We start from the raw sequence: 21,441 nt of genomic DNA, 5'->3' as shown, positions 1-21,441 counted from the left end.
TGAGGCTGGCGCGGAGAATCTGCTCCAACGCGGGGGGCCGGGTCTCGGGGACGGCATCCGGAGTCGGTGCACGTCCTCCCGACTGGTCGTGCGTCGAGTGTCCCACGCTGGAACGTCGTTGACGTGAGAGTGCGTCGTGCCTGTGCCGACGTGCGCCGAAGGCGGCGAGGTGGCCGGCGTTCTCGGCCCTGGTGACCTAGCCAGCTAGCCGGCTGGGAGTCCAAGTGTCGCCAGCGCTGCCCGGCTGAGCTCGGCGTGCAGGGTCGGGTAGTGCTGAAGGCGCTGAATCCGGGCGCAGTCGTCGATGACTGTCTTGGCCGTCGTGACCAGCGACGCCGCGACGGCGTCCGGAAGGTCGGGCCGCGCGATCGACAGCCAGCGCTGCCACTCCGCGATGTAGTCGGCCTCGATCCGGTCGAACCGCTCCCGCGCTGCGTCGGGCAGGTACAGCCGTTCGGTGAGCCACACGGCGAGCAGTTCGCTCGCCTCGATCGCGACGCGGACGTGGCCCCGGACGAGCACCGCCAGGACGTGCTCGTCCGGGCACGGCGCGTGTATGGCGCGTGTCATCTCCAGCGCTAGCCATTCGTGGAGTCGGTTCACCGCCGCGACGAGAAGGTCGGCCTTCGTGTCGAAGTAGCGGTAGAGCGCCGGACCGACGATGCCGAGCTGGCTGCCGACCTCGTCGTTGCCGACACCGCCGAACCCCTTGTCGCGGAACGCGCGTGCCGCGGCCCAGATGAGCTGCTCGCGGCGCGCGATGGGGGTCCGGTCGACCTGGACGGGGGCAGGTGGGTCCGCGGAGGGCACCCCTGGGGGCGCGTCGATGACCCGCCGGGCTGCCGCGATGAGCTCTCCGGCCAGTCGCGGGCGGGGCAGTGGGCTGTCGTAGAGGCCGTGCCCGGAGACGATGCTGACGAGGACCCATCTGCGGATGTCGATGATGTCGTCGCCGAGGTCGGGGCGGTCGTGCCGGAGGAACAGCTCGTCGAGGGTCGCGGCGATCCACCGGGTCTGCCGGCGGACCAGGCGGTAGTCCTCGTCGGCGAGGTGGCGTGCCTCGCGCTGCCACAGCAGCGACAGCCTGCGGCTGTCCAGCGCGGCGTCGGTGACGGCGGCGAGGTCGGCGACGGAGTCGCGTGTCTGTGCCGGCCGCTCGGCGAGGGTGGTGAGCGTGTCGATGACGTGCTGCTGGTCCTCCCGCACGACGTGGGCGAGCAGGGCCTGCTTGTTCCGGTAGTGGCGGTACAGGGCCCGGGCGGTGATGCCGCTGGCCTCGGCGATGTCGTCCATCCGCACGGCGTGGAACCCGCGGACGCTGAAGAGTTCCCCGGCGTGCCGGGCGATCTCGGCCCGCCGGTTGGCGGGACGGGACCTGCGGGCAGGCGGTGCCGGTGCGGCGGCAGCGTCCACGGGCTGTCGCCTCCTCTCCACCTATCCGCGCATCGTATCGGCCGGGATCCGGTGGCGGTCAGGCGCCGGACGAGCCCGGCTCCCCGGTGCGCCCGACGACGGCGGTGGTGACGACCGCCTTCGACCGTCCCTGGACGAACTCCTCGAGCGTGGTGATGTTGCAGGCCATGTAGAGGGTGTCGAGATCGTCGCCGCCGAAGGCGCACGCGATGGCCTGGGCCCCGGTGACCGGCACCTTGTCGGTGATCTCGCCGCCCGCGACGACGCGGTAGAAGCCGCTGTCGTCACCGGTGGTGAGAGCGTTGCCGAACCACACCCCGCCGTCGGCGTCCAGCGCGATGCCGTCGGGGTGCAACGACTCCGGGAGCTGCGCCCAGACCCGCTGGTTCGTGGGCGTGCCGTGCGCGTCGATGTCGTAGGCGGTGATGCGGTGACCGAACTTCTCGGCCAGGAGCAGCACCCCGTCGGGCGAGAGGGCCATGCCGTTGGGGAACACCACGTCACCGGCGACACGGTGCACGGTGCCACTCGGGTCGACGTGCGCGAGCGCCGTCGGCCTGGGTTCCTCGGATCCGATGTGGAACCCGAAGTTGCCGACGTAGGCGTGCCCGCCCGTGGTGACGAGCATGTCGTTGCCCGGCCCGCCCGCGAGGGCGCCGAGGTCGGCGTACGGGCTGAGCGTGCCGTCCGGGGCGATGCGGACGACGGTGGCGTCGGACTGCGAGACGACCAGCGTCGAGCCGTCGGCCAGGAAGCCGAGGCCCGCGGGTGCGCCGGGGATCTCGGCGACCGCCGTGGACGTCCCGTCGGCGGCGAACCGCAGCACCGAGCCCGCGAAGAAGTCGCTGGCCCACAGCGCGCCGTCGTGCCAGCGGAGGCATTCGAGGAACTGGTGGCCCGAGGTGAACTCGGTGAGGGGGTGCAGCTTCATCGTCGGACTCCGATCGGTCGGTGACTGGTGGGCTCGGCGTCCGCGCGGGTGAGCTCGCGGAGCCGGAACTTCTGGACCTTGCCGCTGGCGGTGCGCGGCAGCTCGTCGACCAGGAGGAGGCGTTCGGGGCGCTTCTGGCGGGCCATCTGCCGGGCGGCCAGCCACTCGACGAGCTCGGGCAGCGTGATGCCCGCGCCGGGTGCGGGTACGACGACCGCGCAGACGAGCTCGCCCAGTACCGGGTCGGGCGCCGAGACGACGGCGGCGTCGGCGATCGCGGGGTGCTCGACGAGCTGGTCCTCGATCTCCTTGGCGCTGATGTTCTCGCCGCCGCGGATGATGATGTCCTTCTTCCTGCCGACGATCTCGACGTAGCCGTCGTCGTCGATGCGGGCGAGGTCGCCGGTGTGCAGCCAGCCGTCGTCGGTGAAGGCGTCGGCGTTGAGCGAGCTGTCGAGATAGCCCAGGAACATCTCCGGACCGCGCACCTGCAGCTCGCCGTCGGCAGCCACCCGCACCTGTGCGGCGCCGATGGCTCGTCCGTCGGTCTGCGCACGCTTGGCCACGGGGTCCTCGGCGTTGCCTGCGGTGGCGGTGGGGTACTCGGTGGAGCCGTAGCCGCGGCTCACCGTGCAGCCCAGTGCGCTGGTCGCCGCCCTGATCAGCTCCGGTGGGACGTCTGCGCCACCGCAGGCGAAGACCCGCATCGAGCCGGTGTCGAACTCCGCCCGTCGCGGGTGGTGGACGATGCCGTGCAGGAACGGGGTCGCGGCCACGGTGAAGGTGCAGCGGTGCTCCTGGATGAGCTCCAGCGCCCGCTCCGGGTCCCAGACGTCGAGCAGCACGACGGGAGCGCCGAGCATGAACGGCAGCTGCATGCCGTAGAGGACGCCGATGATGTGCCCGACGGGCGAGGGCATGAACACGACGTCGGACGGGGTGAGCGCGAAGAACTCGATGATGCTGCGGTTCTCGTGGTCGAGGGTGTTGTGGCTGTGCAGCGCGCCCTTCGGTGCGGAGGTCGTGCCCGACGTGTAGAGCAGCAGCGCGACGTCGTCGGCGCTGCGGCCGGCGTGGTCGACGGGCTCGCCGCCGCCCTCGCCGAGCAGTGCGTCGAAACCGACATGGGCGCTGCCGGGCGCAGCGTCCACGACGACGACGGTCTCGAGCGCCGGAACCTCGCCGCGGATCTGGTCGATCATCGCCGGGTAGTCGAAGCCCCGGAACTCGCGCGGGACGACGACGACCTTCGACGCGGCCTGGCGCAGGATGAACGTCGTCTCCTGGTGCCGGTAGATGGGGATGATCGGATTGCTGACGGCCCCGAGGCGGATCGCGGCGAGGTGCACGACGATCGCCTCGGCCCGGTTCGGGAGCATCCACGACACCACGTCGCCCCGGCCGAGCCCGCGTCCGCGCAGTGCGGAGGCCAGGCGGTTCACGTCGGCGTCCAGGTCGCGATAAGTACGAGGGCCCGTCCGGTCCACGACCGCGACGGCGCCGGGCGTCCGCGCCGCGGCGGCGGACAGGTGGTCGTCGATCAGGTTGCCCGCCCAGAATCCCGCCTCGGTGTTCAGGCGGATCTGTTCCTCGTCGAGCTTCGTCGCTCTCACGTCTGCCCTCTCAGGCTCGGTCCAACAAGGCTGCTCCGATGCGCAGCTGCAGTTCGGTCGCGTCGCCGTACCAGCCGCGCAGGGCCAGGGCGCGCAGGTAGCACGCGCTGACGTCACTCTCCGTCGTGAAACCCATCCCGCCGTGCAGCTGGACCGCGTCCTCGCAGACGCGCACGGCGACCTGCGCGGCGTGCGCCTTCGCGGTCCACGCCAGGACGTCCAGGTCGGCGGTGCCCGCGTCGGCGGAGTCGGCCAGGGCCGCGGCGCACAGGTTGCGCAGGCTCGTCGCCTGCGCGTACATGTCGGCGGCGATGTGCTTCACCGCCTGGAAGCTCCCGATCGGCTGCCCGAACTGCTCCCGCTGCCCGATGTGGGTGACCGTGCGGTCGAGGGCGTGGTCGGCCACCCCGCTGAGCTCGCAGGCGAGCAGGAGCCGCGCCCACGATCGGATGCGGGCGACGAGCTCGCCGCCGTCGGCGGGCGTCGCGGCGTCGGCACGGACGTCGTCGAGCGCCACGCGGCCGAACGCGGCGGCCGGGTCCGCGCTGTCGACGCCGTCGACGCGGACTCCGGCGGCCGCGGGGTCCACGAGGCACACGACCTCGCCCGCCTCCGTCGCGGCGACCACCGCGAGCAGGCTCGCCTGCCCGGCGAAGCGGACGGCCTCCACCGCCCCGGAGAGTCGCTGGTCACGCAGCGTCACCGTGCCGACGGCGGCGGCCCGGTCGTCGGTGACCCCGGGATCGACCAGGGCGACCGGCACCCCGGTCTCGACGGCCGCCGCGAGCGCGGGCGCGCTCGCCCAGAGCGGGTGCAGCACCGCCGGGAGCAGGGTGTTCTCCAGCATCGGCCCGACCACCAGGTGCCTGCCGAGCGCGGTGAGGACCGGCCCCAGCGCGGAGAGCGGAGCGCCGAGCCCGCCGTGCCGCTCCGGTACGGCGAGACCGTTCCAGCCGAGCCCGGCCAGCTCGGCGGCCAGACCCGCGTCCCAGCCTCCTGCGGTGAGGCACGCTGTACGCCGGTCGCCGTCGTAGGCGCGGGTAAGGTACTCGTCGACGGCGCTGCCGTACTCCTCGTGCTCAGCCACGGGGCAGTCCCAGCAGCCGCTCGGCGATGATGGTGCGCTGGATCTGCGACGAGCCGCCGTAGATCGAGGCCGCCCGCGAGTAGAGGTGCTCGTAGGCCCATCGCTGTGAGAGGAGTCCGCGCGCCCGGGTGCCCGGCAGCGCCCGCAACGGCCCGAGCAGGGCGGCGATCTCGGCGAACACGATCTGCTCCACGTCGGTGAGCAGCAGCTTGTCCACGGAGTCCATGGGGGTGGGCCCGGTGTCGGCGACCAGCCGGGCGGTGGTCTGCCTGGTCTGCGCGTCGAGGACCCGCATCGCGACGTGCGCACGACCCATGGCGGCCGCCGCCCGGTCGTCGCTCGAGGGTCCCCGCGCGGCCCGGATGTGGTCGAGCGCCTCGCCCAGCGCCACCTCGCACTCGACGCGGCGGCGCAGCGTGGCACCGGCACGTTCGCTGCCCAGCGTGTGCGTGGCGATGGCCCAGCCCCCGTCGACCTCACCCAGCACGTTGTCGCGGGGCACCCGGACGTCGTCGAAGAAGACCTCGCAGAACTCCCGGTCGCCGGTCATCTGCGTGATCGGCCGGGTGGTGATGCCCGTGCTCGCCATGTCGACGAGCAGGTAGCTGATGCCGGCCTGCTTGCGCACGGAGGTGTCGGTACGGACCAGCAGGGCGCACCACTGCGACAGGTGCGCCCAGCTCGTCCAGATCTTCTGGCCGGAGACGACGAACTCGTCGCCGTCGGCCACCGCGCGGGTCCGCAGCGAGGCGAGATCCGAGCCCGCGTCCGGCTCGGAGAAGCCCTGGCACCAGATGTCGTCGCCGGACAGGAGCCGCGGGAGCAGCTCGCGGCGCTGCCGGTCGCTGCCGTACCGGTCGATCGACGGCCCGACGACCTCCAGCCCGATCAGGCCGATGGGCTGCGGTGCGCCCGCCCGGGCGAGCTCCTCGACGAACACCAGCTGATGGAGATGGGTCAGACCCTGGCCACCCGCCTCCCGTGACCAGGAGAGGCCGAGCCATCCCGCGGCGAAGAGGGTCTTCTGCCACTGCCGCAGCGTCGCGAACCGGCCGTCGATGTCGCGGGGCACCTCGGGGATGTCGGCGGCGGCGAGCCAGGCCCTGGCCCGCGCACGGAACGCGTCGAGCGACTCCGTCGGCCCCGATGACGGCGACCCCGATGACGGCGGCCCCGACGATGACGACACGGTCACCGCCCCGTGTAGACGGGCGCCCGGCGCTCGAGGAAGGCGTTGACCGCCTCTTTCGAGTCGGCGTACCCCGACAGCTCGCGGGTGAGGCGCTGCTCGAACTCGTAGCCGGGTTTGAGGTCCATGTACTCGATGCCGTTGAGGCTGCGCTTGGCCAGCTCGAGGGTCACCGGGCTGTGCCGGGCGATCGAGCGCGCCAGCGCGCGTGCGGACCCGAGCAGCTGCTCCTGCGGGACGATCTCCACGATCCCGCCGTAGGGCAGCAGCTTCTCGGCCGGGTAGAGATCGCCGGTGTAGTGCATCAACCGCACCACGCCCTGCGGCACCAGCCGGGAGAGGTGCTTGGCCCCGCCGAGCACCCCGACGGTGACCTCGGGGGTGGCGAACCGCGCGCCCTCGGCCGCGACGACCAGGTCGCACGACGCCGCGATGGCCAGCCCGGACCCGACCGCGACGCCGTGCACCGCGGCGATGACCGGCAGCGGTGCGTCGTAGATCGCCCAGAACGCCTCGCGGGCCAGTTCCAGGCGTGCCGGGGCGTTGTCGGGGTCCATGGTCCGGAACTCGGCGAGATCGTTGCCCGCGCAGAAGTGCTTGCCCCGGCCCGCCAGCACCACCGCCCTCGCGTCGGGCAGGTAGGCGGACAGGTGGCCGAAGAACTGCCGGATCTCGGTGTAGAGCTCGTGGTCGGTCGCGTTGACCGGTGGCCGGTTCAGCCACACGGTGGCCACCGGGCCGTCTTCCTGCCACTCGATGAACGTCAGGTCTTCCATCGCCGTCGGCGATCCTTCCGTCGGGTCCGGTCAGCTGGTGAAGGCGGCCGCGAACGCCTCGAGCTCGCGGGGGATGTCGGGGCCGGCGGGCTGGTAGTGCACGTGTGCACAGCCGCTGTCGCGGAGGGCGTCGAGCCGGGCCCGCCACTCCTTGCGGGTGAGCGCCACCCCCGCTGCGGTCATCACCTCGGTGGTGACGAAGGGCCGGTCGACGTCGTTGACGCCGACGACGTGGCGGTCGTGCAGGGCGATGTGGCGGATGTTCTCGGGGATGTGGTCGTACGCGGCGGCCCACACGTGGCCGCCCTCGCCCAGCAGTTCGTCGATCACGCCGTGCTCGACCGCCCAGTGCAGGAACAGACCGGCCGCGTGGCCGGCCGCGTCGATCGCGCGTTCGGATCCGGGGTCCTCCCCGTCGTCGAGCACCGTGCCGGCCAACACCATCGACTGCCGGTCGAACCCCGGCTCGGGGGCCGTGATCCGCAACAGCTCGGCGCCGAGGTCACGGGCGACCCGGGTCCCCTTGGGGCCCTCCCCGGCGACGCCCCACGGCACCGTGATCGGAAGGCGGGGCCCGAAGCGCCTGTCGGGGTGGATCACCTGCATGATCGCCCCCTCCCACTCCACTCGCTCGCCGCGCAGGAGGGCCTGGACGGTGCGGGCGTAGTGCTCGACCTGCGCCCACGGCACCGGCGGCCGCCCCATGGCCAACCGGCCGGTGAACCCGCTCCCGATACCGACGAACACCCGCCCCTCGCCCGCGGAGTGCACCAGCGTCGTGATCGCCGACGCCGTGACCATCGGGTGCCGCAGGCTCGGGATCAGCACGCCCGGTCCGAGCTCGATCCGCTCCGTCAGCTCCGCGGCGCGGTTCAGCGCCATCCACACGTCGGGATAGAGCGCGGGCGAGTCGTAGCAGAGCGCGCGCTCGTAGCCGAGTTGCTCGGCGATGCGGATGTGCTCCGGGGTCTCCAGCGACGTGGCGAACGAGCAACCCAGCTTCATCTTCAAGCCCCTCCCGGTCGTGGCGGGCGCGGCCCCTCGGATAGGGGCGACAGGCCACAAGTTAGATCCGGCGGCGCGGTTAAGTCAATCATCGATCACCACCCCGGAGGTACTTGCGAGTCAGGTGAGTCAGCCGTCCAGGCCGCGCATGGCGAATGAGCTGCAGAAAGTCGGTCTGACCCTCACAGTTGCGGCGGGAGACTTGGTCGACTCACACAACATGTCTATTATCAGTCACGAAAATGGTGACCATGGACCAGATGCCCGGCGTTCACGGGACGGTCCATCCGACGCGGAGGTCGCGATGGTGATCCACTGCCTGACGCTCAGGTTCAGAGAGTCGGCGAGCTCGACCGACATCGAGGCGTTCGCGCAGGCGGTCGCCGCCCTGCCGGGCCGGCTCGACTTCCCCATCCGCACGCGGCACGGGCACGACCTGGGCGAGCGCCCGGCGAACGCCGACTACGCGATCGTCACGGAGTTCGAGACCGTCGAGGACTTCGCCGCCTACCTCGTCCATCCCGCGCATCTCGAGCTGCCCCGCGAGGCGATCGAATCCATGCAGAGCGTCCAGTTCCACGTCGAGGCCCGGAGCTGACGCCGCTCGGGCGTGGGGCTCACCGCCGACGAGGCCATGATCTCGATGTAGCTCGGTGCCGGAGTGCTCGTCTGGCACCAGGTGCAGTTCGTCGGCCGGTACCGACGTCTTCCTGCGGCAGCGCCGCTACCCGCCTGCGCAACGTGGCCGGACCCCACGACGCCAGGTCGACGTCGTGGGATCCGGCCCCCGTCGGGCCCGTGGCGCTACCGCTGGACCCAGGTCCGTGACCCGCCCCCGAGCTCGCCGCCCAGCTGAGCGCCGACCTCGGCATGACCGTCCGCACCGGTGCCGCAGCCGAAGGCGAACACGGCCGCCCCCCGCCCGAGCTGCCCCGGAGCGGGCAGTCCCTGGCCGGGCGGCTGGAGGACGAACGGCAGCCGCTCGGTCCCCGAGGTGCAGGTCCACTGCGTGACGACGTCGGGCAGGGAGTAGGACGTGTCGCTGTTGTTCTCGTACCGGATCTCGTAGCCGCGGTAGGCCGTGGCCGTCGTGCCGTACCCGGTGATCGTCGCCTGTTCCGACGGCGTGAACTCGTCCTGCGCGGTCACGGTGATCAGGAAGCTGCCGTCACCGTTGACGTCCCACGTCTCGCCGTGGGCGAGGTCGGCGGGTGGGGCGTCGGGCGCCGGCGCGGCGCCGGCGTCGGTGGCGCCGTCGGTGGCGGCGATGTCGCCGACGACCGGGGCGAAGGGGTCCTCGCCGGTGGGGGCCGGGACGGCCGGGGTCGAGGTGTCCACGGTCAGGGTCGACCGCTCCGGGTCGGTCGTGGTGCCCACCGAGCCTGCGACGGCGGCCGGCAGGTCCGCGAGCGACGGCGCACCGCCGGCCGCCGGTGTGGCGACCGGGCTCCGGTCGGCCGGGTCGACGCCGTCGTTGAGCACGCAGATGGCCATCACCCGGGACGGGTCGTAGGTGTCGCGGTGCGGCCCGCAGCCGACACCGATCGCGGTCATGCGGCTGTCGTTGACGATGCCCCGGTGGCCCCGGCCCGAGTACGCGGCGGGATCCCACACGGAGGAGCGGTTCCACTCGCCGCTGCTGATCCAGAACGCGTAGACGAAGGAGTTCGGGTTGGCGTCCGCCGCGGTGATCGCCTCGATCGCCATCACCTCGACGCCCGCCCGCTTCGTCCGTGCGGCGTAGTCGCCGTGCTGCTCCTTCCACGCCCGACCGGCCCACGTGCGTCCGAGGTCGGCCAGCTGTTCGGACCAGGCGAGCGGAGGCAGGGCCGGCTGCGTCCTGGCCTCCCGGGCGGCCTGCACGAGGTCGGGCATCTGGGTGCTCACGCGACTGCCGTCGGGCAGCTTCACGCTGTAGGGGCCGTCGGGGCTGGCCTGCAGGGATTCGAGGGTCGCGGCCATCGCGGCGGGGTCCGTCCGCGCGTCGTTGACGGCCTGCGCGATCTGCTGCTCCAGCGCCCGGTAGTCCACCGGGGTGCTCGCCGTGGAGGCCGCCGCCGACGTCACCGCGACGCCCTGGACGAGGGCGAGGGCCACCAGCAGCGCGGTGACCGAACCCGCCACGCGCACCCGGCGCCGCGCACCGTGCGCCGTCATGCCGCGTCCAGGGTGTAGTCGAGCCGGCCACCGTCGACCCCGGTGACGGTGACGGTGACGTCCCTGGTCTCCGCGCCGCTGGTCAGCGTGCACGACGTCGACTCCCCGACGGTCGGTGCCAGCTCCCCGGCGCATTCCGCGGAGTCGATCGCCGCGCCCAGCTGCTGGCCCGCCCGCGTCGCCACGGTGGTCCCCAGGACCTCCGCCGGCACCGGCCGTGCCTGGGTGGAGACGTCGAATCCGACACCGGAACCCTCGACCGAGGTCACCTCGGCGGTCAGGCCGACGGGCTGACCGCCGGCGGTGAAGGTGCAGCCGACGGAGGCACCGACGCCGAGGTCGACGTCGTCACAGGCCAGCGAGCCCGGGTCGGCGACGATCCCCACGCTGCCGAGCTGCGCGTCGAGGTGCTCGGTGACGTCGACGCCCCCGGCGCCGGGCGTCTCGCCGCCGCAGCCGCCGAGCGCGAGGACGCCGACGATCGCCAGCACGGTGCCGGCTCGCCTCGGCCGGCGCCGGGGAGGTCGGGTTCGGGTGGGGGGCACGGGGTTCTCCGTTCGCGCAGTATCGCCCGACGCCGGGCGGCGCGGGTGGATGTCTCGGGATGGTGGCGGCCTTCGCCGCGAGGCGGCGTCGGCCCGCGGGGGCGAGGGCGATGGCCCGACCCGCATCCTCTGCCGGTCGCTGCTGACCGGCGGGGAGGTCCGTGGAGCGGTCGCACAGGGGCGATGGCGTCGGGCGCGCGCTCAACCAGGGCTCCTCGGCCCCCGAACGGGCCCCCCGAGGCCGCGCTCCGACGTGGATCCGGCGGACCGTAGCAGCGGCTCCGCGACCCGGAGCGCCCCCGATGCCAAGCCGTGACCCGGGCGTCCCCACCGGGCCGGCCGGCCGGGCGGGCCCGGTGGGATCCGTGATCCGCGCGTCGGGCGCGGACCGGGGCGCGCGGCCGTCACCGACGACCGGCCCGTTCGTTGACTCTTCGCGGCAACGGAGGGGGACGGACGTGCCTGGACCACGGTGGGATCCGGCAGCGGGACGCTGGATGCTCGACGACGAACCGCCTCCGCCGCCGCGACGCCGCGCCGTCCCCCGGCCGGGTCAGGAGCAGGCGGCCCGGCCGTTCGTGGCCCGCGGGGACGTCGCACCGCCGATGCCGGGCGCGGTCACCGGCCGTCACGCCGGCGACCGGCCGGGAGGCGGCCGGACCGACCACGGGCCACGGCGCGGGCACCGCCGCGTACCCGAGACGTCCGGACCCGACGTCTCCTCGTACGGCCCGCACCCCGGTGGTCGACGCCCGGCCGCCGCGACCCCGCCCGGTGATGTCCGGGCTTACCACGGCGGGCACCGCCGTGCCGGCGACGAGCCCGCTCGGCCCGACCCCGACCGGGACGCCCGCAGGCGGCCCGGGACCGACGACCGGCCCGGGACCGACGACCGGCGTCCGCTCGGCGGCGGTGACCGCCCGGCCCCGCGGCGCGACCGGACCCCCGGACCCGACCGCCGCGACGCTGCGGACCGGCCGGCCGGTCGCCGTCGCCCGGACGCGTCGGGGGACGGCCGGACCCGGCGGAACGACATCCGGGTGGCCCTGCGGCGGAGATGGCCGTGGGTGGTCGGCGCCGCCGCGGCCGTCGTGGTCGCGGTGCCGATCACGCTGACCGTCCTCGGCGGCCCGGACGGCGTCTCCGGACCGGCCGGGGGCACGGTCGCGATCGAGAGGTCGGCCGACAGCGGCCGGTCGGGGGTGGCTCCCGCCGGCGACCCGGACGCGACCGATGCCGCCGCGGGTCCCGCGGCCACCGAGGTCACCTTCGAGGTGACCGGATCCGGCCCGGCGGGCGCGATCACCTACAGCCGGGGGGAATCGGTCGCGCAGCTGTCCGGCGCGGAGCTGCCCTGGGAACAGACCCTCCCGGCCGTCGCCGAGCCCGCCGAGTACTCGGTCTCCGCCGCCGGTGCGTCGGGCGAGATCTCCTGCCGGATCGTCATCGACGGCGTCGTCCTCGCGGAGGCGACGGAGAGCGAGTACTCGGCGGTCTCCTGCAGCGTTCGTCGCTGACGGCGATCTCGGGCGGCGCGGATCGGGCCGGAACCCGTACCCGCCGTCCGAACCCGACCACCGGGTCGTCGGCCGTGTCGAACCGCTCGTCGACACCCGTCGCGCCGCACGACGCCCGGGATCGACCACCGGTCGCGATCATCGGCCGATCGGTCGAACGATCGGATGACCCGACCGGCGCAAGGTCGCGGCCCGTCGCCCGGGCACGGCCCGGTGAACGCACGGGCCGACCCGTCCGGCGCAGCGGGCACCGCGCAGTCCGTAGCGGCCACGGTGCGCCCCTACCTTGTACACCGTCAGTGACATCACCGGTGCGGGTCCCCCGGTCGAGTGATGCCGACGGCACGTGAGGAGAGGGATGACAGCCCGCCGGTCGACCCGATGGCCCGGAAGCCGCTCCGCCGTCGTCCCGCACGGGGGCGGTGCCGACGGCGGCCGGAGCGTCGGCGACCAGGCCGAGCTGGCCGACCGGAACGGCGCAGCGGCCGAGCACCTGGCGGCCGGGCGGCCGGACCGGGCGGTGATCGCGCTGGAGCGATTGCTCGACGACTGCCGGCGGCTGCTCGGAGGTGAGCATCCCGCGACCCTCGTCGTGGAGGGCAACCTCGCCGTCGCCTTCGTGATGGGTGGGCGGGACGAGGCCGGCGTGCACCTCATGATCGATAACCTGCACCGCCGCGAGCGGGTGTTCGGGGACGAGCACGCCCGGACCCTCGCCGCCCGTGACGCGGTGGCGACCACGCATCGGCTCGCCGGGCGGCTGTCCGAGGCCCTGTGGCTGTACTCCCGGGTCGCGCCCCAGCGCAACCGCGTCCTCGGGCCGTCCCACCCCGACACCCTCACCACCCGTCTCGGGCTCGGGCTCACCTTCGCCGCGGCCGGCGACACGGCCATGGCCCGGGACGTCGTCATGGCGGCCCTGCAGGACTGCGACCGGAGCGGCGTCGAGCACGCCGAGATGCTCCGCTCCTGCCTCGCCGACCTGCACCGCGCGGACACCGCCCGCAGCCCGGCGACCGGAACGGCGGACGTGCCGCGGCAGCGGCGCGCCTCCGCTGCGGTCGTCGACGGCGGCGTCACGCGGCCGCGCGGCCGGGTCGGACCGTCGACGATCGACATCGGATCCAGGGCGGGACGCGGGGACGCGCCATGAGTCACGAGGTGCCGACGCCCCTGCGACACCGACCTCCACCACGTCTCGGGTCGACCCCGGGCCCGACCTGACCGGATCGGACAGACATGGCCTGCTCACACACGGCGGCATGCCCGCTGTTCCCCCTGCTCAACTCCAGCCTGGAGGGATGGCGACGCTGCTACTGCGACAGCGCGGACGGGTGGCGCGGGTGTGCCCGCTACCAGCAGTCGCTGCGGGGGCAGTACGTCCCGCTGAGCCTGCTCCCCAACGGGCACGACGCGCACCACCTGCAGAGTGCCGCGGCCGACCGGGGAGCCGCAGCCCCGCCGGGCGGGCGGGCCGCGGGCGGCGCGCCCACCCTCGTCGACCTGCTGTTCGAACACGCGCCCCCGCGGGAGCCCGTCCCGGCGGACGGGGATCGGCAGCTCGGCTCGTTGTTCGACCCTCCGGCGCCTGCACCACGAGCCGTGCAGGAACCGAGACCGACGCGTTCGTGGTGGACGCGCCTGGCCGAGTGGATGAGGACCCCCGCATGAGCAGCTACTGGCCGTGGTGGGCGGGCGCGATCGGGCTCGCACTGGTCACGATCGCGTACTCGCTGGCGACCGACCGATCCTTCGGCGTGTCCGGGGCGTGGGACCGCGTCCTGCACTGGCGCGCGGAGCGTGATCTCGAACGGCGCCGGGCCCGGGACGAGGTGGACCAGCGCGCCCTGGTCGACGCCCTCGCCGGGCACTCGCCCGGCGACCCGTACCCGGTGTCGCCCGGGCCGCGGCACGGGGCGGCGGCGAACCCGCCCGCGCGGCGCCCGCCGCGCCCGGCGCCGCTGGTCACCCAGGCCGCCCTCCTGGTCTCGATCCTGCTCGGCGGGTTCGTGGCCGCCGCCACGTCCGGACGCTTCGAGGTCCGCCCCGACATGGGGCCCGGCTTCGCCGAGATCGTCACCGACAACCCGGTGGTCATGGTCGTCGTCCTGTTCCTCGGCGGCCTGCTCGTCGGCTTCGGCACCCGGCTCGCGGGCGGCTGCAGCTCGGGGCACGGCCTGCACGGCTGCGGGCGCCTCTACCCGGTGAGCCTCGTGGCGACCGCGGTGTTCTTCGGCACGGCCGTCGTCGTGTCGTTCCTGCTGTGGAAGGTCATCTGATGCGGACCCAGGGTGGGATCCTGCTCGCCAACGTCGTCGCCGGCCTGGCACTGGGCTTCACGGTCACCAACATCGGGTTCGGCGACTACGCCGAGCTGCACCGCATGTTCACCTTCCAGGACCTCCGCATGTTCCTCGCCTTCGCGGGCGCCGTCGCGATCATCGTGGTGGTCTTCGCGGTGCTGCGGGTGCGGCGGACCCCCACGCGCATCCACGCCGGGGTCGTGCCCGGCGCGGCCCTGTTCGGCGTCGGCTGGGCGATCTCCGGGGGATGCCCGGCCATCCCGATCATCCAGGTCGGCAGCGGCTACCTCCCGGCGCTGGCCTCGATCGCCGGTGTCGTCGTCGGCATCCGGCTGTGCCGCTGGACCACCACGAGGCACCTGCACATCGACACCGGATCCTGCGGCGCGTAGCGGAGACCCGCGCGCCCGCGGGCACTGGACGCCGTCGGAGCGGACGCTCCTGGACGTGACGTCGAGCGGACGGCACGCTGGCGCGGGTGAGGACCACATGAGCACATCGGCTGTCGCAGACGACCGGATCCCCGTGGTCCGCGGGCTGCCGGTGGTGGGCAGCGTCGCCGCGCTCGCGCGGGACCCCGCGGCGTGCTTCGTCCGCGGCTACCTCGAGCACGGGCCGGTGTTCCGGGTGCGGGTGCTCAACCAGACGCTCACGGTGCTGGCCGGGCCGGAGCTGGCGCGCTGGATGGGCTCGCGCGAGGGGCAGGCGTGCCTGCGGTCGCGGGAGGTGTGGCAGGGGCTCGTCGACGAGTACGGCGCGACCCGGACGCTCACCGGCGTCGACGGCCCCGAGCACCGCAGGCTGCGCGAGGTGATGCGGCGCGGGTACTCGCGCGACGCCCTGCGGGGCCGGCTCGACGACCTCGTCGCGATCACCGACGACTGCCTCGACCGGGACTGGCGACCCGGGGCGGCGGTGCCCGTCGTCACCGCGATCCAGTACCTGGTGACCAGCCAGCTCGGCACGCTGCTCACCGGGCGGGCGCCGCTGGAGTACGTCACCGACATCCGCACCACGATCCTGTACATCCTGAACGCCCTGGTCACGAAGCAGCGCCCGGAGTTCGTGCTCCGGCACCCGAGGTACCGGCGGGCCAAGGCGCGCGTCCAGGAACTCGGCGAGCAGATGATCCGCGACCACCGCGCCCGGCCCGCGGCGAGTGCGGACCGGCGCACGCTGGTCGACGACATCATGGATGCCCGCGACCGCGACCCGGCGCTCGTCGCGGAGAACGACCTGGTGCTGGCCCTGACCGGCCCCTATGTCGCGGGCCTGGACACGGTGGCCAACACCCTCGCCTCCCTCGTCTACGCGGTGCTGAAGCATCCCGAGGTGCTCCACCGCGTGCGCGCGGAGGCCGACGCGCTGTTCGCGCGCGGGCCGGTGACCGAGGAGTCGCTCGCCGACCTGCCGTCGATCACCGGTGCGGTGCTGGAGACGATGCGCCTCTACCCGATCGCCGTCGCGCAGCCGCGGGTGGCCGACCGCGACTTCGAGTACGCCGGCTACCGGATCCGGGAGGGCGAGCCCGTGTACTGCGCGATCACCGTGCCGCACTTCCTGCCCGAGTTCTTCCCCGACCCGCACGTGTTCGACATCGACCGCTACGGCCCCGGGCGCCGTGAGCACGCCACCCCCGGGGCGTACGCACCCTTCGGCAAGGGCCCACACACCTGTCTGGGCAAGGGGATCGCCGACGTGCAGATGACGCTCACCGCGGCGCGCCTGTTCCACCGGCTCGACCTGGCCCTCGACCCGCCCGGCTACGTGCTGCGCCGCCGGGCGGCCCCGACACCCGGGCCGACGGACGGCTTCCGGGTACGGGTGACGGGGACGCGCCGCCCGCGGCCGTGATCCGACCGGGCAGAGCGGTCAGGGCGGAGGTGCTCCACCGCCCGGGACGGGGTGGGAACAAGTTCCGTACCGCTCCTCCGTGGCGGTACTGACGTTCGGACGGGTGGGTCGCGCGAACCTGCGGGCATGCACCCCGAGACCGCCGATGTGGTGTTCGTCGTCGATCCGCTGGAGCGCCTCGATCCGGCGCGGGACACCAGCATCGGCATGATGCACGCGGCGCAGGAGCGTGGTGCGCGCGTGTGGACGGCCGGCGCGGTGGCGCTGGAGGCCGTCGACGGGCGGGCCCGGTGCCTGGCCACCCCCGTGTGGCTCGCACCGAGCGTCCCCGCCCGGGGATGTCACTGGTCGGTCCCCGATCCGTGGTACCGCACCGGCGAGCCCGCCCGGCTGTGGCTCGACGAGGCCGCCGCCGTCTTCCTGCGCACCGAGCCGCCGCTCGACGAGGCGTTCGTCACCGCGACCCTGGTGCTCGACCTCGTCGACCCGGCGCGGACGGCGCTGGTCAACGCCCCGGCCGGGCTGCGGGCCTGCAGCGAGCATCTGCTGCCGCTGCACTACCCCGACCTCGCTCCGGACACCGTGGTCAGCGCCGATCCCGCGACGGTCCTCGCGTTCGTCGCCGAACACCGCGTGGTCGTCGTCAAACCCGTCGACGGGTTCGCCGGCCGAGGCGTGCTGCGCCTGGACCGCCACGACCCGAACCTGGCCTCGCTCGTCGAGATCGTGACCCGCGCCGGGACCCGGGCCGCGGTGCTGCAGCCCTACCTGCGCGAGGTGAGCGCGGGCAACAAGCGGGTGTTCGTGGTGGCGGGCGACCCGGTCGGCGCCGTCCAGCGCTTCCCGGCAGCCGACGGTGACTTCCGGATCGGCGACCCGCAGGTCGAGGCGCCCGTCACCGACCGCGACCGCGAGATCTGCTCCCGCCTGGCACCGACCCTGCGACGCCACGGCATCCACCTCGCCGGGCTCGACGTCATCGGCCGTCATCTCATCGAGGTGAACGTGACCAGCGTCGGTGGCCTCCGCAAGGCCGACGCCCTCCTCGGCTGGACGCTCTGCGCCGACGTCGTCGACCTCGCACTCGCCGGCGCGCTGCCGGCGCAACCCCGACCCGCTCCCGAGAGGAGACCGGCATGACCGGCCTGCCCGCAGTCTCGTCCGTGTCGCTGGCCGCCGCCGTCGTCGGCGTCGCCGTGCTCGGCGCGATGCTCTTCGTGCTCGGCTTCAACGTCTCGCGCCTGCGGGGCGTCACCGCCAAGGTCGGCGGGTCGCAGATGCCGACCGACCCGGCGTCCCCGCTGCTCATCGCCCAGCGCGCGCACGGCAACGCCAGCGAGTACGTGGCCTACCTCGCCGTGCTGTTCCTCGTGGTGGGGTTCGGCAGCCCGGCGTGGGTGGCCGTCCCGCTCGTCGCAGGCGCCACGCTGGCGCGGCTGCTGCACGCCTACGGGATGCTGTCGGCGCGCTCGCTCGCCCAGCACCGCCCGGCGAGCATGGCCGGGGCCGTGGGCACGTACCTGTTCGGCGTCGCGCTGGCCGTCGCCGCGGTCTTCACGCTGTGGTGACACCCGCAACCGACGCCCCGCTGCGTACCGGGCTCGCGCCCCTGCGCAGCCGGGCGTTCCGGCGCTACGTGGCCGGCCAGCTGCCGTCGATCACGTGCTCGTGGGCGCAGGTCGTGGCCCTGTCGGCCGTCGTGGTCGCGCTGGATCCGGGGGCACTGGGCTGGGTGGTGATGCTGCAGTTCCTCCCGACGCTGGTGCTCGGACCGTGGTGCGGCGCGCTCGCCGACCGCGTCGACCGGCGGACGTTGCTGATGGCGGCCGAGGCCGGGCTGGGTCTGGTCGCCGTGGTGTTCGCCGTCGCGGCCGCCACCGGCCGGCTGACCCTGCCGGTGATCGGCGTGCTCGCCCTGGTCTGGGGGACCGTCAACGCGGTCGACACCCCGGCCCGGCGCGCGCTGACCCCGCAGCTCGTCCCGGCCGCCGCCGCGCCGGCCGCGGCCGCGCTCAGCGGGACGCTGATGCTGGCCGGGATGACGCTGGGCGCGGCGCTCGGCGGGCTGCTCGTGCCGGCGTTCGGCGCGGCCGTGGTGTTCGGGATCAACGCGCTGTCGTTCCTCGTCGACGTCGCCGTGCTCGCGACGCTCCCGATCGGGGCCAGCCCGCGCACGCCCCGCGCGCCGCGGCAGGTCCGCGACGGCCTGGCCCACGTGTGGCACACCCCGACACTGCGCAGGCCCGTCGTCGTGCTCGCCGTCGTCGCCACGACCACGTTCTCCTACCAGGTCAGCGTGCCCATCCTCGTGCAGGAGCAGCTCGGCGGGGGAGCGGGCGCGATCGGGGCGGCGCTGGCGGTGTTCACCGCGGGATCCCTCGTCGGGACCCTCGTCGCCGCCGTGATCGGTCGCCCGGACCCACGCACGGCGGCCGCGGCGACGGGAGTGGTGGCCGCCGGGCAACTGCTCGTCGGGCTCGCTCCCGCGCTCGCCCCGGCGGGCCTGGCCGTCGCGGGCCTCGGCTGGTCCGTGCTGCTCAGCACCGTCCTCGCCCAGCTGCAACGGGCCCGACCCGACATACTCGGTCGCGTCATGGCCCTGTTCGCCACGGTCCTGCTGGGCGCGACGGTCGTGAGCTCGCCCCTCGCCGCCGGGCTCGCCGCTGCGGCGGGCGCGACCGCGCCGTTCCTGCTCGGCGGGATCGCGGCTGCGCTGACGGCAGCGGTCGCGGCGACACCGCGCCCGGGACCGCGCGGATCGTAGGCGACCACGGTGCGGTCGGGCAGGTGCGAGGCCAGCGCGCGGAAGCCGGCGGTGGGCAGCGGGCCGTGGACGTCGTAGACGAGGTCGGCGCCGGGGGTGCGCAGTGTGTGGGTGTCCATGCCCCTGTTGACGTCGGTGATGCCGGGAACTCATCGGCGGCCACGGTGCGGGCGCGGCCGACCACGGTCGTGGGCAGCAGCACCGCGGCCGGCCGTGCACACCTGACCGCCGGCGTGCACACCGCACGGCCTGTGCACGGTGACCAGGAGGTGTGCACGGCGCCACGCGCCGGCGCGGATATCGTCAGACCGCGCAACCCCCGACCAGCACGAGAGGACCCCGGCCACATGTCGACCGAGACGATCGAGTTCCAGGCGGAGGCCCGTCAGCTGCTCCAGCTGATGATCCACTCCATCTACTCGAACAAGGACGTCTTCCTGCGCGAGCTGATCTCCAACTCCTCCGACGCGCTCGACAAGCTGCGGCTCGCGTCCTACCAGGACAAGGACCTCGACGTCGACGTCTCCGACCTGCACATCGCGGTCGAGACCGACCCCGAGGCGCGCACGCTCACGGTGCGCGACAACGGGATCGGCATGAGCCGCGACGACGTCGTCGGCCTGATCGGCACCATCGCCCGCTCGGGCAGCGCCGAGATGCTCGCACAGCTGCGGGCCGCCAAGGAGAACGGCGGGTCCTCGGAGGAGGCGTCCGCGGAGCTGATCGGCCAGTTCGGGGTGGGCTTCTACTCCAGCTTCATGGTCGCCGAGCGGGTCGAGATGGTCACCCGGCGGGCCGGGGAGGCGGCCGGGGTGCACTGGGAGTCGGCGGGGGAGGGCACCTACGACGTCGCCGACGCCCCGGACGCGCCGCAGGGGACCACGATCACGCTGCACCTCAAGGCCGTCGACGCCGAGGACGGGCTGCACGACTACGCCGACGAGCACGTGGTCAAGCGGATCGTCAAGCGCTACTCGGATTTCATCACCTGGCCCATCCGCATGGGGTCCGAGAGCGAGCCGGTCAACTCGCGCAAGGCGCTGTGGTCGCGCCCGCAGAGCGACGTGACGCCCGAGGAGTACACCGAGTTCTACCGGCACGTCAGCCACGACTGGCAGGAGCCGCTGGAGACGATCCGGCTCTCCGCGGAGGGCACGTTCGAGTACCAGGCGCTGCTGTTCCTGCCCTCGCACGCGCCGATGGACCTGTTCATGCGCGATTCGCGGCGCGGGGTGCAGCTCTACGTCAAGCGCGTGTTCATCATGGACGACTGCGAGGCGCTGGTCCCCGAGTACCTGCGCTTCGTCAAGGGCGTCGTCGACGCCGCGGACCTCTCGCTCAACGTCTCGCGCGAGATCCTCCAGCAGGACCGCCAGATCCAGCTGATCCGCAAGCGCCTGGTCAAGAAGGTGCTCTCGACGGTCCGCGCCATGCTCGACACCGACGCCGAGAAGTACGCCACGTTCTGGTCGGAGCTGGGCCGCGCGGTCAAGGAGGGGCTGATCTCCGACGGCGACAACCGGCAGGCGATCCTGGAGATCTGCTCGTTCCCGACCACGCACGACGCCGAGCAGCCCACCACGCTGCGCGACTACGTGTCCCGCATGCCCGAGGGCCAGGACGCGATCTACTACATGACGGGTGACTCGCGGGTGGCGCTGGAGGGTTCGCCGCACATGGAGGCCTTCCGCGCCAAGGGCTACGAGGTGCTGCTGCTGACCGACCCCGTCGACGAGGTGTGGGTCGAGATGGTCCCCGAGTTCGACGGGAAGCCGCTCACCTCGATCGCCAAGGGCGACGTCGACCTCGGCGGTGACGATCTCGACGACGAGACCAAGCAGGGCTTCGAGGCCCTGCTGGCCTGGCTGGGCACCACGCTGGAGGACGAGGTGAAGGAGGTGCGCCTGTCGCACCGGCTCACCACGTCGGCGGCGTGCCTGGTCGGTGACCCCGGGGACCTCACGCCGACACTGGAGAAGATGTACCGCGCGATGGGGCAGGAGCCGCCGACGGTGAAGCGGATCCTGGAGCTCAACCCGGCGAGCCCGCTGGTCACCGGACTGGCCCGGGCCCAGGCCGAACGTCCCGACGACGACGAGCTGCGCGGGGTCGCGCGCCTGCTGCACGGCATGGCGCTGCTGGCCGAGGGCGGCGAGCTGGCCGAGCCCGCGGCGTTCGCGGCGGCGCTGTCCGCGCAGCTGGAGAAGTCGCTGGCCTGACGGTCGTGACAGCTGTCATCGGGGCCCGCGCGGGGCGTCACGGGCCCCGGTGACGGCGACGACTGCCG

The 21,441-nt window shown here is 73.6% G+C and carries 20 protein-coding genes and 1 pseudogene; 11 read left to right on the top strand and 10 right to left on the bottom strand.

Features of this window, described 5'->3' with window-relative positions; all coding sequences use genetic code 11:
• Window positions 1-204: 204 nt before the first annotated feature.
• The 7 genes from Q1K26_RS12450 to Q1K26_RS12420 are packed head-to-tail and all read right to left on the bottom strand — an operon-like array spanning window position 205 to window position 8,014.
• Window positions 205-1,413: a TetR/AcrR family transcriptional regulator gene (locus Q1K26_RS12450; RefSeq protein WP_300010913.1), complete on the bottom strand. Its 1,209-nt coding sequence runs from the start codon at window positions 1,411-1,413 to the stop codon at window positions 205-207.
• Between the two features lie 58 nt (window positions 1,414-1,471).
• Entirely contained in the window at window positions 1,472-2,344 is an 873-nt protein-coding gene (locus Q1K26_RS12445; protein ID WP_300010910.1) for an SMP-30/gluconolactonase/LRE family protein, read from the bottom strand.
• Window positions 2,341-3,957, bottom strand: a complete 1,617-nt coding sequence (locus Q1K26_RS12440) for an AMP-binding protein (protein WP_300010907.1) — start codon at window positions 3,955-3,957, stop codon at window positions 2,341-2,343. The genes Q1K26_RS12445 and Q1K26_RS12440 overlap by 4 nt, the downstream gene beginning before the upstream one ends.
• 10 nt (window positions 3,958-3,967) lie before the next feature.
• Window positions 3,968-5,044 carry an acyl-CoA dehydrogenase family protein gene (locus tag Q1K26_RS12435; RefSeq protein ID WP_300010904.1) on the bottom strand — a complete coding sequence of 359 codons (1,077 nt, stop codon included), beginning with the start codon at window positions 5,042-5,044 and terminating at the stop codon, window positions 3,968-3,970.
• Window positions 5,037-6,239, bottom strand: a complete 1,203-nt coding sequence (locus Q1K26_RS12430; RefSeq protein WP_300010901.1) for an acyl-CoA dehydrogenase family protein — start codon at window positions 6,237-6,239, stop codon at window positions 5,037-5,039. Before Q1K26_RS12430 ends, Q1K26_RS12435 begins: the two co-directional genes overlap by 8 nt.
• Complete coding sequence (locus tag Q1K26_RS12425) at window positions 6,236-7,009, bottom strand: enoyl-CoA hydratase-related protein (protein ID WP_300010898.1); 774 nt, start codon at window positions 7,007-7,009, stop codon at window positions 6,236-6,238. The genes Q1K26_RS12430 and Q1K26_RS12425 overlap by 4 nt, the downstream gene beginning before the upstream one ends.
• Before the next feature lie 30 nt (window positions 7,010-7,039).
• Window positions 7,040-8,014: an LLM class flavin-dependent oxidoreductase gene (locus tag Q1K26_RS12420; RefSeq protein WP_300010895.1), complete on the bottom strand. Its 975-nt coding sequence runs from the start codon at window positions 8,012-8,014 to the stop codon at window positions 7,040-7,042.
• 304 nt (window positions 8,015-8,318) lie between these two features.
• On the opposite strand from Q1K26_RS12420, the gene Q1K26_RS12415 reads away from it, so the two are divergent.
• Window positions 8,319-8,612, top strand: a complete 294-nt coding sequence (locus Q1K26_RS12415; protein ID WP_300010892.1) for a Dabb family protein — start codon at window positions 8,319-8,321, stop codon at window positions 8,610-8,612.
• 206 nt (window positions 8,613-8,818) lie between these two features.
• On the opposite strand, the gene Q1K26_RS12410 is transcribed toward Q1K26_RS12415, so the two are convergent.
• A complete protein-coding gene (locus tag Q1K26_RS12410) occupies window positions 8,819-10,171 on the bottom strand; it encodes a CAP domain-containing protein (RefSeq protein ID WP_300010889.1) in 1,353 nt (450 codons plus the stop codon).
• Window positions 10,168-10,662, bottom strand: a complete 495-nt coding sequence (locus Q1K26_RS12405) for a DUF4333 domain-containing protein (RefSeq protein ID WP_300010886.1) — start codon at window positions 10,660-10,662, stop codon at window positions 10,168-10,170. The genes Q1K26_RS12410 and Q1K26_RS12405 overlap by 4 nt, the downstream gene beginning before the upstream one ends.
• Before the next feature lie 551 nt (window positions 10,663-11,213).
• Here Q1K26_RS12405 and Q1K26_RS12400 point away from each other — a divergent pair.
• The 9 genes from Q1K26_RS12400 (at window position 11,214) to Q1K26_RS12360 (ending at window position 19,154) form a co-directional block, all read left to right on the top strand.
• Window positions 11,214-12,233 carry an MmpS family transport accessory protein gene (locus Q1K26_RS12400; RefSeq protein WP_300010883.1) on the top strand — a complete coding sequence of 340 codons (1,020 nt, stop codon included), beginning with the start codon at window positions 11,214-11,216 and terminating at the stop codon, window positions 12,231-12,233.
• A 358-nt stretch (window positions 12,234-12,591) separates the two neighbouring features.
• Window positions 12,592-13,386 (top strand): tetratricopeptide repeat protein, encoded by a 795-nt coding sequence (locus Q1K26_RS12395; protein ID WP_300010880.1) that lies wholly within the window; start codon window positions 12,592-12,594, stop codon window positions 13,384-13,386.
• Between the two features lie 86 nt (window positions 13,387-13,472).
• Window positions 13,473-13,904, top strand: coding sequence for a hypothetical protein (locus Q1K26_RS12390; protein ID WP_300010879.1), 432 nt, complete (start codon window positions 13,473-13,475; stop codon window positions 13,902-13,904).
• Window positions 13,901-14,512, top strand: a complete 612-nt coding sequence (locus Q1K26_RS12385; protein ID WP_300010876.1) for a YeeE/YedE thiosulfate transporter family protein — start codon at window positions 13,901-13,903, stop codon at window positions 14,510-14,512. Before Q1K26_RS12390 ends, Q1K26_RS12385 begins: the two co-directional genes overlap by 4 nt.
• Window positions 14,512-14,928, top strand: a complete 417-nt coding sequence (locus Q1K26_RS12380) for a YeeE/YedE thiosulfate transporter family protein (protein WP_300010873.1) — start codon at window positions 14,512-14,514, stop codon at window positions 14,926-14,928. Before Q1K26_RS12385 ends, Q1K26_RS12380 begins: the two co-directional genes overlap by 1 nt.
• A 97-nt stretch (window positions 14,929-15,025) precedes the next feature.
• Window positions 15,026-16,390: a cytochrome P450 gene (locus Q1K26_RS12375; protein ID WP_300010870.1), complete on the top strand. Its 1,365-nt coding sequence runs from the start codon at window positions 15,026-15,028 to the stop codon at window positions 16,388-16,390.
• 126 nt (window positions 16,391-16,516) lie between these two features.
• Window positions 16,517-17,530 carry a glutathione synthase gene (gene gshB, locus Q1K26_RS12370; RefSeq protein WP_300010867.1) on the top strand — a complete coding sequence of 338 codons (1,014 nt, stop codon included), beginning with the start codon at window positions 16,517-16,519 and terminating at the stop codon, window positions 17,528-17,530.
• Window positions 17,527-17,958: an MAPEG family protein gene (locus tag Q1K26_RS12365; protein WP_300010864.1), complete on the top strand. Its 432-nt coding sequence runs from the start codon at window positions 17,527-17,529 to the stop codon at window positions 17,956-17,958. Before gshB ends, Q1K26_RS12365 begins: the two co-directional genes overlap by 4 nt.
• Window positions 17,952-19,154, top strand: coding sequence for an MFS transporter (locus tag Q1K26_RS12360; protein ID WP_363320473.1), 1,203 nt, complete (start codon window positions 17,952-17,954; stop codon window positions 19,152-19,154). The genes Q1K26_RS12365 and Q1K26_RS12360 overlap by 7 nt, the downstream gene beginning before the upstream one ends.
• Here the strand turns inward: Q1K26_RS12360 and Q1K26_RS12355 are convergent.
• Window positions 19,130-19,273 (bottom strand): annotated as a pseudogene (locus Q1K26_RS12355) (alpha/beta hydrolase); the annotation flags it as partial. The gene Q1K26_RS12360 and the pseudogene Q1K26_RS12355 sit on opposite strands and share 25 nt — an antisense overlap.
• Before the next feature lie 228 nt (window positions 19,274-19,501).
• On the opposite strand from Q1K26_RS12355, the gene htpG reads away from it, so the two are divergent.
• Complete coding sequence (gene htpG, locus Q1K26_RS12350) at window positions 19,502-21,373, top strand: molecular chaperone HtpG (protein ID WP_300010858.1); 1,872 nt, start codon at window positions 19,502-19,504, stop codon at window positions 21,371-21,373.
• The last annotated feature ends 68 nt before the right edge of the window (window positions 21,374-21,441 follow it).

This window comes from Pseudonocardia sp. (assembly GCF_029263155.1).
GTDB lineage: Bacteria > Actinomycetota > Actinomycetes > Mycobacteriales > Pseudonocardiaceae > Pseudonocardia.
The sequence above is the reverse complement of the archived record's forward strand: the minus strand, read 5'-3'. Positions and strand labels throughout refer to the sequence as shown.

Excerpts from the sequence above, each read along its gene's own strand:
- Q1K26_RS12380 (WP_300010873.1), top strand. The coding sequence starts at position 14,512 with ATGCGGACCCAGGGTGGGATCCTGCTCGCCAACGTCGTCGCCGGCCTG.
- Q1K26_RS12415 (WP_300010892.1), top strand. The coding sequence starts at position 8,319 with ATGGTGATCCACTGCCTGACGCTCAGGTTCAGAGAGTCGGCGAGCTCG.
- Q1K26_RS12420 (WP_300010895.1), bottom strand. The coding sequence starts at position 8,014 with ATGAAGCTGGGTTGCTCGTTCGCCACGTCGCTGGAGACCCCGGAGCAC.
- Q1K26_RS12425 (WP_300010898.1), bottom strand. The coding sequence starts at position 7,009 with ATGGAAGACCTGACGTTCATCGAGTGGCAGGAAGACGGCCCGGTGGCC.
- Q1K26_RS12395 (WP_300010880.1), top strand. The coding sequence starts at position 12,592 with ATGACAGCCCGCCGGTCGACCCGATGGCCCGGAAGCCGCTCCGCCGTC.
- Q1K26_RS12385 (WP_300010876.1), top strand. The coding sequence starts at position 13,901 with ATGAGCAGCTACTGGCCGTGGTGGGCGGGCGCGATCGGGCTCGCACTG.
- Q1K26_RS12375 (WP_300010870.1), top strand. The coding sequence starts at position 15,026 with ATGAGCACATCGGCTGTCGCAGACGACCGGATCCCCGTGGTCCGCGGG.
- Q1K26_RS12390 (WP_300010879.1), top strand. The coding sequence starts at position 13,473 with ATGGCCTGCTCACACACGGCGGCATGCCCGCTGTTCCCCCTGCTCAAC.
- htpG (WP_300010858.1), top strand. The coding sequence starts at position 19,502 with ATGTCGACCGAGACGATCGAGTTCCAGGCGGAGGCCCGTCAGCTGCTC.
- Q1K26_RS12410 (WP_300010889.1), bottom strand. The coding sequence starts at position 10,171 with ATGACGGCGCACGGTGCGCGGCGCCGGGTGCGCGTGGCGGGTTCGGTC.
- gshB (WP_300010867.1), top strand. The coding sequence starts at position 16,517 with ATGCACCCCGAGACCGCCGATGTGGTGTTCGTCGTCGATCCGCTGGAG.
- Q1K26_RS12400 (WP_300010883.1), top strand. The coding sequence starts at position 11,214 with ATGCTCGACGACGAACCGCCTCCGCCGCCGCGACGCCGCGCCGTCCCC.
- Q1K26_RS12365 (WP_300010864.1), top strand. The coding sequence starts at position 17,527 with ATGACCGGCCTGCCCGCAGTCTCGTCCGTGTCGCTGGCCGCCGCCGTC.
- Q1K26_RS12445 (WP_300010910.1), bottom strand. The coding sequence starts at position 2,344 with ATGAAGCTGCACCCCCTCACCGAGTTCACCTCGGGCCACCAGTTCCTC.